The sequence below is a fragment of the Christiangramia qingdaonensis genome (genome assembly GCF_048381525.1).
Taxonomy (GTDB): domain Bacteria; phylum Bacteroidota; class Bacteroidia; order Flavobacteriales; family Flavobacteriaceae; genus Christiangramia.
In genome coordinates this window covers 1,033,513-1,046,562 of the sequence record NZ_JBLWIM010000012.1, presented here as the reverse complement: position 1 = coordinate 1,046,562, position 13,050 = coordinate 1,033,513, and the positions used below count along the sequence as shown (strand labels likewise).

9 protein-coding genes and 1 tRNA gene are annotated in these 13,050 nt (G+C 37.2%); 4 read left to right on the top strand and 6 right to left on the bottom strand.

Translation table 11 applies throughout. The annotated features are described in order from the left end of the window. Positions 1-50: 50 nt before the first annotated feature. Both ACNI3T_RS09780 and ACNI3T_RS09775 read left to right on the top strand, forming a co-directional pair. Positions 51-290, top strand: a complete 240-nt coding sequence (locus ACNI3T_RS09780) for a hypothetical protein (protein WP_418227628.1) — start codon at positions 51-53, stop codon at positions 288-290. 63 nt (positions 291-353) lie between these two features. Further along, complete coding sequence (locus tag ACNI3T_RS09775; RefSeq protein WP_418227627.1) at positions 354-641, top strand: hypothetical protein; 288 nt, start codon at positions 354-356, stop codon at positions 639-641. A gap of 51 nt (positions 642-692) precedes the next feature. On the opposite strand, the gene ACNI3T_RS09770 is transcribed toward ACNI3T_RS09775, so the two are convergent. From ACNI3T_RS09770 to ACNI3T_RS09755, 4 genes are all read right to left on the bottom strand, one after another. Beyond that, positions 693-1,460: a LexA family transcriptional regulator gene (locus tag ACNI3T_RS09770; RefSeq protein ID WP_418227626.1), complete on the bottom strand. Its 768-nt coding sequence runs from the start codon at positions 1,458-1,460 to the stop codon at positions 693-695. A gap of 173 nt (positions 1,461-1,633) precedes the next feature. Continuing rightward, positions 1,634-3,610 carry a heavy metal translocating P-type ATPase gene (locus ACNI3T_RS09765; protein ID WP_418227625.1) on the bottom strand — a complete coding sequence of 659 codons (1,977 nt, stop codon included), beginning with the start codon at positions 3,608-3,610 and terminating at the stop codon, positions 1,634-1,636. 281 nt (positions 3,611-3,891) lie between these two features. Continuing rightward, a complete protein-coding gene (locus ACNI3T_RS09760; protein WP_418227624.1) occupies positions 3,892-4,086 on the bottom strand; it encodes a hypothetical protein in 195 nt (64 codons plus the stop codon). 79 nt (positions 4,087-4,165) lie between these two features. After that, positions 4,166-4,498 carry a hypothetical protein gene (locus ACNI3T_RS09755; protein WP_418227623.1) on the bottom strand — a complete coding sequence of 111 codons (333 nt, stop codon included), beginning with the start codon at positions 4,496-4,498 and terminating at the stop codon, positions 4,166-4,168. A gap of 216 nt (positions 4,499-4,714) precedes the next feature. On the opposite strand from ACNI3T_RS09755, the gene ACNI3T_RS09750 reads away from it, so the two are divergent. Next, on the top strand, positions 4,715-7,933 hold the full coding sequence (locus ACNI3T_RS09750) for a VCBS repeat-containing protein (RefSeq protein ID WP_418227622.1): 3,219 nt from the start codon (positions 4,715-4,717) through the stop codon (positions 7,931-7,933). A 320-nt stretch (positions 7,934-8,253) separates the two neighbouring features. Here ACNI3T_RS09750 and ACNI3T_RS09745 read toward each other — a convergent pair whose 3' ends face one another. Continuing rightward, complete coding sequence (locus tag ACNI3T_RS09745) at positions 8,254-11,172, bottom strand: M16 family metallopeptidase (RefSeq protein WP_418227621.1); 2,919 nt, start codon at positions 11,170-11,172, stop codon at positions 8,254-8,256. 436 nt (positions 11,173-11,608) lie between these two features. Between ACNI3T_RS09745 and ACNI3T_RS09740 the strand changes: the two genes are divergently transcribed. After that, positions 11,609-12,709: an ion channel gene (locus ACNI3T_RS09740; protein WP_418227620.1), complete on the top strand. Its 1,101-nt coding sequence runs from the start codon at positions 11,609-11,611 to the stop codon at positions 12,707-12,709. A gap of 231 nt (positions 12,710-12,940) precedes the next feature. Here ACNI3T_RS09740 and ACNI3T_RS09735 read toward each other — a convergent pair. Further along, positions 12,941-13,027: transfer RNA gene (locus ACNI3T_RS09735), tRNA-Leu, on the bottom strand. Positions 13,028-13,050 lie beyond the last annotated feature (23 nt).

Here is a 13,050-nt window from a genome sequence, read left to right as displayed (position 1 = left end):
ATTGTTTATAGTTGTAATTTCGACCAGTATTAACAACTAAATAAATACAAATGAGACGTTTATCAATCCTTGCGGTTGCATTAATGACTAGTCCTGTTTTATTCACATCCTGTAGACAAGAAGCAGAAAAGGAAACCATCGTCAAGGAAGTAGAAGTTGAAAAGCAGGTTAAATCACCTGAAGAAGCTGATGAACGAGAAGGCATTCTTGAGCGAACAGCTAAAAAAGTTGATAATGAAGTAAATAAGGAAATCGACGAAGAAATAGAAAAAATTGGAGACGACAATTAGTAATAAATCTCGAATTTTAATACATTGAATTACTAAAACTACTAATAACTAAATAATCAAATTATGAAAAAACCGATTTTAATGCTTGCTTTAGCACTGTCAACAAGTTTATTCTTTACTTCTTGTAGAGAAACTAACGAGAATGAGACTGATGATATGGAGCAAATGGAGTCTGATGATATGGACGACATGGATGATATGGATGACATGGACGATGCAGGAAATGACATCGAAAATGCAGCTAATGATGCTGGTGATGCAGTAGAAAATGCAGCTAACGACGCTGGAGATGCGGTAGAGAATGCAGCTCAGGATGTCGAAGACGAGGTTGAAGGAAACGACGACTACTAGTCCTTAATAAAATAAGTTTTAAAAGCCCTCTCTAAATTAGATGGGGCTTTTTTAATGCTTAAAAGATTTTAATTCTCTTTTTAACTCGTTCATTGATTGTTGAAGTTCCTGAAAAAGCCCATTATTTGTTGGATTGTCCAGGTTGAAAGTAAGTTTAGAATTTACCTGCCAGATCTCCTGAATATCGTGCACATTGATCTCTAAAGGTAAATATTCTTCATTGAGTGATATCAACAAAACTTTCGAAGGATCAGGCATTTTCTGTATCTTCTTTACCAATACCGAGTCATACATTACGACCACATATACTTTATTGTTACTGGCTTCTTCTATGCTAGCAACAGCTTTTCCCATCACCCATTCTCCCGGACGATAATCTGGCAACATACTATCTCCCTCGATCTGGAAACCACGGTAGGTCGCATTTCTAAATTCTGGTAAAGGAATATCAAATGCCGGAAGTTGATTATACCATTCCACATCCTGTACGTTGTGAGGATACCCTGCAGCCGCCTTTTGGTTTACAAGAACTATATTTTCGTTATCGGCATTATCTACGGTAACAACTTTTGGACTTACATCGCCTTTACTGATCTTAAGATACTTCTGCCCACTGTCTCCAAATAGCCATAATGGATTGATCGCGAATTGCCTAAGCAATTCAGCCACTACTTTACCTGAAAGCTTCGTACGGCCACGTTCTATGTCTGCAGTTGAATTTTTTATACCCAATAGCGTAGCAAATTCTGTTTGAGTATAATTATGCTCTTCACGAACTTCTTTAAAATGCTTAATTTCAATCGATCCCGGTGTACCCATAAACTATTAATATTGGAATTATTCCAAATTTATAATAATAAATGGAATCTTTCCTCGGAATTGAGAAAATTATTGAATTAAATTTACGTTGGGACTATTGGTCATGTCCGAACATGGCTTATCCCATTGCGTAAGGAAATCATAGTTTCATAATACTGAAGAACTTAAAAATTCTATTCAGATTTGTAACCCAGAAGTCTGAGTGCATTTAATACCACAACAAGGGTTGAGCCTTCATGGAAAACCACCGCCACCCCAATATTGGCCCAACCAAAGATCGTCGCCGGAAGTAGCAAAGCCACTACACCCAGACTGATCCATAAATTCTGTTTTACGATGTTATGCGCTTTACGGCTCAAACCTATTGCGAATGGAAGCACTTCAAGTCTATCTGCCATAAGAGCGATATCTGCAGTCTCAAGCGCAACATCACTTCCTGCTGCGCCCATCGCAATTCCTACAGTGCTATTTGCCATTGCCGGAGCATCATTAACGCCATCCCCTATCATGGCAACTTTGGCCTTCCCGCTGCTAAGTTTTCGAATCTTATCGACTTTTTCTTCAGGCAATAAACTACCATAAGCTTTAGTGAGACCAATTTCTTTAGCGACCGCATTTGCTACAAATTGATTATCACCGGTAAGCATCACCATTTCCTTTATACCCAATTCTCTTAAACGTGATAAGGTAGGCCTGGCAGATTCCCTGGGCTCATCCATCAATCCCAGAATTCCACTAAAATGATCTCCAGATTTCACTAACATGGTAGTTTTCCCATCTCTTTCCAGGTCTTTGATTCTTTTAACCAGATTTGAATCAAGGTGCTTCTCACCTTCAAATAGTTCCAGGTTTCCAATAGATATTTGATTCCCATTGACATACCCACTTATACCTTTTCCCTGAATTGCTTCAGAAGCAGATAATTGAGGTATTTGATATTCTACTGGCAGTTTTGCGCGTCCATCACGAACTATGGCTTTGGCAAGCGGATGATTACTTGTATTTTCCAAAGCAATCACTTCTGAAAGTAATTCAGCTTCCGAAGAATTATTCAGCAAAATAACATCTGTTAGTTTTGGTTTCCCCTCGGTAAGCGTACCGGTTTTATCAAAAGCCAAAGTTTTCAAGGTCCCAAGATCTTCCAAAGGTTTACCACCTTTGAATAAGACACCACCTTTTGCGGCACGAGCAATTCCACTTAATACTGCGGAAGGTGTGGATATCGCGAGGGCACAGGGACTTGCAGCCACCAAAGCAGCCATAGACCTGTAAAAACTAGCGGACCATGGTTCATCAATGACCAGAAACGCCAGGTTCAGAATTAGAATAAGTATAAGTACCGCCGGCACGTAAAACTTTTCAAATTTATCTGTCAGCAATTGGGTTGGAGACTTTTTATCCTGCGCCTGCTGCACCATTTCAATAAGCCTGCTCAGCGTGGAATCTTCCGCCTTCCTGATCACCTTCACCTCTATCGTGGCATCTCCATTAATCGTTCCAGCAAAAGCACGGTGTTTATCGGGAATGGAAGTGGTATTATTATAATCTATACCTTCCTCCTGTATAGGTTCCTTGTCTACAGGAATACTTTCTCCTGTAATTGGAGCTTGATTAATGTTCGTTCTTCCATGGACCAAAATGCTATCTGCCGGCACGGTTGAATTAGGTCTTATCCTTAGAATATCGCCCACCTCTAGATTTTCCAGGCTCACTTCCCTGAACTCACCATCAATTTTCTTGAAGGCTACCTTGGGAGCTAGTTTTGTAAGAGCTTCAATAGATTTCTGAGCTTTATCCATAGCGAGATGCTCAAGCGCATGACCTAGACTGAACAGGAATAAAAGCAATCCACCTTCAGCCCACTTGTCTAGAAATGCTGCGCCAATAGCGGCTACCAACATTAAAAAATCAATTTCAAATCTAGCTTTTGAAATTTCTTCAAACGCTTCCTTAGCTGTGAAAAATCCACCGAAAAAATAAGAAACCAAGTATGGAATTAGAATATAAGGGAAGTCAAAACCTGAAAACTGCTGAAGTAAATATCCACTGAGAAGAAATATTCCGCTTATAATAGCGAATATTAGTTCTGTTCTTTCTCCAAAAATACCGTCATTATGTGGCTTACAACAACCGTGATTATGTCCTGACATTTATTTCAGCAAATTTTAAGCTAAAGGTACAATTAAATGTCCTGAAGTATAAATCACAAACAAGTCCGAAAGCTTAAATAGCTAGAAGATTTAAGAATATCTACAGAAATCAGCCCTTACAAAGGATGTGTTTTATTTCTGAAGAAAATTAGCTTTTGATTAGTTCCGAAGAAAATCCAAATCAACCAAAATGTAATTCTAAGATAGTAGTTAAGACCTCGTTAAGCAACCGTCTATCAAAACAGCGGGCAGACTTATTAAATGGTCACGCAAAAACTAGATTATTTACAACAGCGACAGGTTTCAAGTTTCAAGACCTGATATTTCTTCAAAGCTGCATCTGAAGCAAGCCTGCTGTTATCATATATTCCCAGATATACTCGTTCAAAAACTGAAGGCAATTGCTTACAACTATCTGCATGGATAGACATAATGCCATTGCTATTAGTTTGTTTACTGAGGTAGTAAAATTTCATCCGGCAATTTATCTTACTAGGTGAAGATCATTTAATAGAATTCGGTAAAAAATTACTGTTTTTAATCTATGGATTAAATTTATAAAGTTTGAAGTTCCAACATCCAGAATGCGATGATGAGGAGAAGACTAATAATCATTCCCGAGAAGATCATAAGCAGACCTCTATTTTCAACCTGAATGGTTTCCAACTCCTGCTCAAATAATTCCTGTTGTTCCTTTTCCATGTTGAAATAACGTTGAAATCCCAACCTGTTAGCCAATTTACCCTTATTGGTAAGATAAACCTGTCCGCGGTCATTAATATATATAAGCCTCTTATCTCTTAGTTTATTAATAAAGTCTATAGAAGTGCTTTGCCTCAGGTCTGTCGCCTTAGTACCATCCTGCAGGGTATTTGGGTATTGCTTCATATTAACAAGTCTTTAACTTTCGAGTAATACTAATTAAAAGAAGTTAAACATGATTTCCTAATGTTTTCTTAATTTTAACTCTATGAAATACGAAAAACAATGGAGGAAGAGATGACCGAAGTTGTTAATTGTGATAGGACGCGACTAATTGACGAGATGTTAATAAGATTATGGATTAAGTTAGTTTTTGTTAAATTTAGCAAAAAATAACACGACATGAAACGCCTTATCCTTCCAATCTGCTTAATAATTATGAGTTGTGCTCTGGATAAACAAACTAATGAGGACTTACTTTTCGTTTCCAGAGAACCAAAACAGACTGGTGTTGACTTTGAGAATACGTTAGTCGAAGATGAATATCATAATATCATTAATTACATCTATTATTATAACGGGGCTGGAGTCTCCATTGGAGACATTAACAATGACGGTTTGGACGATCTCTTTTTCGTCTCAAATCTGGGAGCAAACAAATTATATTTAAATAAGGGCGACCTAAAATTTGAGGATATCACCAATTCTGCAAACCTTAAGAGCAAATCAAATTGGAATACAGGATCTACAATGGTAGATATAAATCAGGACGGGTATCTTGACATATACGTATGTTCAGTATCCGGGCTTCTCGATTTCAAAGGATCAAATGAATTATTTATAAATAACGGTGATGGGACGTTTACAGAAAAAGCCGAGGAGTACAATCTTGATTTTTCCGGCTATTCTACTCAGGCTTATTTCTTTGACTACGATAATGATCGCGACCTGGATGTCTATCTCGTAAATCATGCAATACACACAACCCTGTCTCATGGATCTGCCGAGGTTAGAAATAAGAGAGTTCCAAAGGTTGGCGATGTCTTACTTCAAAATCAAAATGGTATATACGTGGACGTAAGTGAAAAATCCGGGATTTTTGGAGGGCAGAACGGCTACGGCTTAAGCGCGTCTATTTCAGATTTTAATAATGATGGCTTTACAGATATATACGTTTGTAATGATTTTCATGAAGATGATTACTATTATCTTAATAACGGTGACGGTTCCTTTACTGAAGATCTTGAATCCAGTTTCTCAACAATAGGTCGGTTTTCCATGGGAAGTGATGTAGCAGATCTCAATGCAGATGGTTTTATGGACCTAATTACCGTTGACATGCTCCCAAAAGATGAAAAAGTAATCAAGGAAACTGAAGGTGACGACATGATGCAGAATATGCAGCGAAAACTAAAGAATCTCGGCTATAAAGATCAGTACGCCCGGAATATGGTTCAGCTAAATCAAGACGGAGCATACTTTCAGGAGGTCGCCTTGTTCAATAACCTTGAAGCGACAGATTGGAGCTGGTCACCATTGATAGCCGATTTTAATCTAGATGGTTATGAAGATATTTTCATCTCTAACGGGATCCTTAGAAGACCAAATGACCTGGATTTCAAAAGCTATGTGTCAAATGCATTCAAGAACAGAGATAAGGAAGATGGAATGAAATGGCTCTATAAATCGAAAGAAAAGATGCCATCTGGGGAGGTCCCCAATGAAATTTTTATGGGCGGGCCTGAAAAGTTTAAAATTAAGACTGGATCCTGGATTGAAGACAGACCTGGATTTTCCAATGGTTCTGCTTATGCAGATCTGGATAATGACGGGGACCTTGACCTTGTTGTTAATAATCTAAATTCTCCCGCAAGCATTTATGAAAATACAGTTGAATCAGGAAATTGGATCTCTTTAAAATTCCAGTTCACGGATGGGAATGTTAACGGGATAGGGACAACCGCGATACTATATTCAGAAGGAAAAAAATATATAAAACAGCTTTTCCGATCAAGAGGGTTTCTTTCGTCAGGGAATGACCGACTGCACTTTGGAGTCAAAGAAATGATTGATTCTATACAAATTATCTGGCCTGATCATACCTTCATGACAATCAATTCACCTGAACTCAACAGAGAACACCAATTAAATCATCAAAGTAACCTCCCAGAATTTTCATTTGAGAAAAGTGAAAAAGCTCAAGTTTTTACAAAGTCGAACGCTATTTCATATATACATATTGAGGACTCCTACGATGATTTCAAAAATGAAAAATTAATTCCATACCAAGTATCGAACCTTGGTCCAGCTGTGGCTATAGACGATGTTGATAATAATGGGTTTGATGATATTTTTATAGGCGGATCCTCTGGAAGGAAAGCAAAATTATTCTTGAACAATGGAATTGCATTTTCAGAGCGAGAAATTACCGGCATAGCAGTGGATTCTACATATGAAGACAACACTGCTGTTTTTATAGATGTTGATAGTGATGGAGATCTAGACCTATATGTTGGAAGTGGTATTCATGAAGAAAGAATTGAAGAATTCGAAAAAGATAGGCTCTATATCAATCAAGATCTTAATTTCACACGTTCCAAGGATTTCATAATAAATGATTCATATATTACCTCTGTCGTTATAGCATCAGATTGGGATCTAGATGGCGATCAAGATTTATTTGTTGGTAATCATTCGAAACCTGGTGATTTTGGTGAATTAGTCCCATCATATATTTTAATGAACGATGGCAACGGGCACTTTGAGAAATATGATCAGTTTGGCTTGCGCTCTCACGTGATGGACGCCAAGTGGGAGGATATCGATAAAGACAATTATCCAGAACTTATAATAGCATCAGAATGGGATAGACCCAGAATCTACAAAAACAACGAAGGTCTGCTATCAGAAATAACATTACCAGGAAATTTAAGCGGTCTATGGCAATCTATCGATATTTACGATATAGATCATGACGGGGATAAGGATATTTTATTAGGCAACTGGGGACTGAACACAAGATTTAATTTTGCCCAGAGTAGCCTCAGAATGTATCATTCAGATTTCAACAGTGATGGTAATAAGGAAACTATTATCGCCTACCAACGTGGGGACGAATATTACCCTCTGCATTCCAAAAGTGAGATAGAATCTCAGCTGAATTATGTCAAAAAGATTTTTCCTAAACATAAAGATTACTCTCTTAAAACGGTGAATCAAATTTCCAGTAAAGAGGCAATAGAGAATAGCAAAATTTATGAATTAAATCAGATGGCATCGGGATATCTTGAAAATGTAAATGATAATTTTGAGAGCTTTAAAATGTTTCCTTCTGAATTTCAAATGGCACCTATCACTTGTTTCGCAAGTATCAATATAAACAATATCTCTAATCTATTAGTTGGTGGAAATTCATTTAGAGTGAATTCATATCATGGTGGCTATTCAAGTTTAAAAGGGATCATTCTGGAAGATATTAATAACTATGCCCCCGTATCAGATTACGGTATAGCACCATTCAACGAACAAATCCAAACTATAGAAAGTATACACATGAAGGATCATGAAAAACTTTTCATAATTCCCAATAACGGTGAATTACAGTCTTATACTTACAGATAATTAACCCGACACGTAAATGATTTCTTTACGTTGATGACAATAACTGTAGATTGTTATCCAAAAATATCTACTATGATTCTGGAAGATCGGAAGATAGTAAGCAGTTTTACCACTAAGCAATCTCAGCAATTGAAAACATTTATTTACGACGAGATATCTATTTAAATTTTTGGTATCGAACAACTAACAAACAGCTAATAAGGAAAAAAAAGATTGAATTCCGATTGTAATTACAAATATTAGCTATCTGAATATCCAGCTAAAAACAAAAAAACCTGCCAGAACCGGCAGGTTTTTCTATTCAGAAATTAATGCTAAGATTATTTTACATCTTCCATTTTAATTTCTTCACCTTCTTTATTCAGAAGTTTTACTTCATCAAAGCCCATATCTTTGAATTGTTCAAACTGAGTCTTTGCATCTCCAACAACCAGATAGGCCATTTTTGACTCATCCAGATACTTTTTCGCCAATTCCTGATGTTGCTCCAATGTCATGTTATTAACAATATTTTCTTCTTTCTCAATATAATTTGAATCAAGATCATAGGCACTCATTTCTTGTAACATTCCTAAAAGCGATCCTTGAGTTTCAAATCGGCGAGCATTTGACTTAATCAGTGCATTTTTCGTGAATTGCAGGTCTTCCTGAGAAATCCCATCTTTATACTTAGAAATTTCATCTCTGAAGATCTTTACCGATTCTCCTGTAGTATTTGTTCTAACCGAAGACGATGCCGTAAAGGTTCCTGGAATTTTTGATCCGCTAAATCCTGATCGTGCTCCATAAGTGTAGCCTTTTTCTTCTCTAAGAATAAGGTTTACATTTCCGGAAAAGGATCCTCCTAATTTGTAGTTCATTACTTCTAAAGGATAGTAATCCTCGCTTGTTCTTGGAATCGCAATGTAACCAATATTAATAATGGATTGCTTTGCGTCTGGAACATCTACAAAATAGAGAGATGCCTTTTCACGATTATTCTGGATTTGAAAATCAGGAATATTGACTTCTTTCGCTTCCCAGTTATTCTTAAGACCTTCAGCAGCCGCCAAAGCTTCAGCTTTATTTACATCACCAACTACATGTAATCTTGCCACAGAAGGTGAGAAGTTTTTAGCATAGAATTCTTTCAGATCTTCCATACTAACCGCTTCCACATCTTCTTTTGTACCTGAAGTAGTATAAGCGAATGGATGATCTTCACCATAAAGAATTTTATTGTAAACCCTGTTTGCAATGGCATTAGGGTTTGCATCATTTCTTTCTATCCCATTGATAGTACTGGTTTTAATCCTTGCTAATTCTTCTTCATCCCATCTTGGTTCCAATAGAATTTCTTCCACCAGATCCATGGTTTTTGAAAAATTTCTTTTCAGAGAGTTTCCGCGAATTACGATAGATTCATTGGTAGTATACATATAAATGCTCGCACCAAGTAGCGCGATGGCGTCCTCAAGTTCCTGCGGAGTTTTGTTAGCTGTTCCTTCCATCATGATATCGCTCATTAAATTAGCAACACCATTGTTTTCAAGATCATCCAGTAAATGTCCGCCTTCTATAACCAAACTAAAAGTTACCAGTGGTAATTCATTCTGTTCGATTCCGTAAACTTCTAAACCATTTGCCAGTTCCGTATTCCACGATTCAGGCACACTAAGACTAGGAGATTCACCCATTTCCGGTTGCACAGATCTGTCAAAATTTGAAGGAGTTTTTTCGACTTCTTCAGTAGAAGTTTCTGCTACTTCAGTTTCTTTATTCTCAGTAATCTTCTCTTCTACAACCTGGGCTTTTTCAGAATTTTCAGCAATTAATTCGGTTTTACCCTTCGGCACAAAACTGGTCATTACATAAGGCTTGTCCTTGATATATTCAGTATAGACTCGCATTACGTCCTCTTTGGTCACATTTTTAATGTTTTCCAGATCCTGCTTATAGAAATTAGGATCACCAGCAAGAACATCATAGCGCGCTAACTGGAAAGATTTTCCAAGAACACTGCTAATACCGTTATAGAAATCTGTTTCTAATCCTGCTTTGATCTTTTCAATATCAAAATCTGTAACTCCCTCTTGTTCGAAAAGTTCAAGAGCCTCTTCAATACCCATTTCAATACTATCAAGATCTACTCCTGAATTTGCCGTCACGTTAATAGTAAACTGACCCGCTAATTGACTCGGACTATTATACGCATTGGCGCGAGAAGTAAGTTCTCTCTCCTTTACAAGCACTTCGTATAATGGTGCATCTTTCCCATTGGATAGAATTTGCCCAAGATAATTTAGCGCATAAGAATCTTCATTGTACTGTTCAACAACAGGCCATACCATATTTAATTGCGGTGCGGTAGCAAAATTATCTTCGTGATATAAACGCTTGGTTTCATCAAGCGTCACCAATTGAGTTTCTAATGGTTCGACTTCCTGACCTTTTTTGATCTCCCCAAAATATTTTTCAATAAGTTCTCTGGCCTCATCCTCCTCAAAATCTCCAGCTAATACTAGCGTAGCATTATTAGGACCATAAAATTTGTCATAAAACTCCTTGACATCCTCTACTGTAGCATTCTGAAGATCTTCAAGTTCTCCAATCACCTGCCAGCTATAAGGGTGACCATCAGGGTACATATTTTTATCTATTACCCATCCGGTATGCCCATAAGGATTATTATCTACACGTTGTCTTTTTTCATTCTGAACCACTTCCTGCTGATTGGCAAAAGCTGCTTCGGTTACGGTATTGATTAAAAAGCCCATTCTATCAGACTCCAACCAAAGCACTGTTTCCAGAGCATTTTTAGGAACTACTTCATAATAAATCGTCCCATCCTGCCAGGTTCCCCCGTTTAAAGTACCGCCAACATCCTGTATTGTTTTGAAAAACTGATCCTGCGGAACATTTTCAGATTCCTGAAACAGCATATGCTCAAACAAATGGGCAAACCCTGTTCTACCCTTCTTCTCACGGTTAGAGCCAACACCATATTGAATCGCTACGGAAACAATAGGATCTGATTTATCCTCGTGTAGAATAACATTCAAGCCGTTTTCCAGCTCATACTTTTTGAATTCAAGACTCAGGTCTGCACTTGCCTCGGCTTTCACCGTGTCCTGTTCCACCTTGGTCTGATCTGGTCCTGCGGAAGTATTCTGCGGAGTATCCTTAACCTTACAGGATACTGCAGCCAAAAATGTAAATGAAAGCGCTAAAGCCTTCATATTAAATCTGACGTTTGTCATATAATTAATGTTTTTGTTAAGATTTCTGAATTTAATAAAAATCACGCTTGTACTTTGCTAGTTTTCAGATAATTTGAAATAATCCTTGAAATTGATATAAAAAGCCAATAAAAAATCGAGATTTCAACTCAGGAATCTAAAATATGATATGATATCAAATAACTATAACCGATTCTGAAAACTACCTCTGCTAGAGATCTTCTAATAATTTTAAGTCGACTCATAAAACATTCTGTAGCTTAAAAAGAAAATAGTCTAAGTCCCGACAAGAGCTACAATTTTCAGGATGTAATAATTTCATTTCAGCAGAAAATAATGCTACTCAAATTACTAACATTCAATCTTGGTCATTTAAGCTATTGTGAGTTTTAACGAAATCTTTCGAGAATCTAGAGGTCTATGCGATATCTTAAATGTGTAATTCATAATAATTTTAATGACACGCTTTAATATTTCATCACTTATAGGGGGCGTACTCCTAATGCTTCCAGGTTTTATGATAGCCAGTAATATTCCGCAGGATTCCACCAATAAAAAGATAGAGCAACTTCAGGTAGGCGTTTTTGAACAAACACCTTATATGTTCAAGGATAATAAAGGAAATTGGGACGGTATTAGCATCCGACTTTGGAGAAATGTTGCTGATGATCTAAATTATCGTTTCGATCTTCAGGAAATAGATTCGGAAATAGCGAATAGTAGTTTAAAAGATAAACAGATCGATATTTTACTTTTAAGTGAATTAACTACAAAGGAGGACAGCCTGGTAGACTTTAGTCATATTTATTACACTGCAAACATGGGAGCAGCAACCTCCCCGGCAATGGATCTTGGAGCCATTATCAAAAGTTTTTTCAGTAAAAGATTCTGGATCATAGTTTTAGTACTCTCTGTATTATTGCTAATTGTGGGAACCATCATGTATTTTGTGGAGCGCAGGAGCAATGATGAAAATTTTGGAGGCGAACGTTCAATTATTAAAGGTATAGGTTCAGGTTTTTGGTGGGCGGGTGTAACTATGACCACGATTGGATATGGTGATAAGGCTCCGGTAACTTTCTGGGGAAGAGTCATCGCCCTCTTTTGGATGCTTATCGCTATGGCGGTCACTGCGGTTCTAACTGCATCTTTAGTAAGCGCGGTGATGGGCGGTTCTTCCAGTAAGAAGATTGCAATCCCCACCGACCTAAAAGACATGAAGGTACTTGCGTTGCAGGAATCAAAAGCATCCACATATCTAGAAGAAGAAAGAGTAAGCTTTCAAAAGGTATCTGATCTTAAAGAGGGTCTACAGCTTGTAAACTCCAGAAGGGCCGATATAATCCTGCATAATATTCCGCAGCTTAATTATTATATAAACAGCGATGCAGCTCTTAATCTTCGTGTTCAACCTATCTTGCTAAATCCTCGTTTATATGCCATGGGTATTCGTAATAATAGTAATTTACGCGAAGATCTAAATCGTTCTATTTTGAAAGTAATACAGACTTCTCAATGGCAACGTGAGCTAGACAGATTTATTCCGGATAAGAGATAGCAATTACGTGAAAGACATTGATTCTAAATTGAATTATTTAAAATGTTGAAACTCGAGCTCCTTTTCAATTCACTTTTAGAATTATTGCGAGTTTGCTATCTGTATAACTCACCTTGTTGAGGTATCATAAAAATCCACTTAATTCTGTTTCGGATTCAAAAAAACATTGAATTCTGTGCGAAAGAAATGGACACAAAAAAACCCTCAAAATCTACAGATTAAGAGGGTCTTTGGTACTCGGGACGGGACTTGAACCCGTACGACCTAATGGTCATTGGATTTTAAGTCCAACGTGTCTACCAATTCCACCACCCGAGCTTAAAATTATTAAAGAGCGAAAA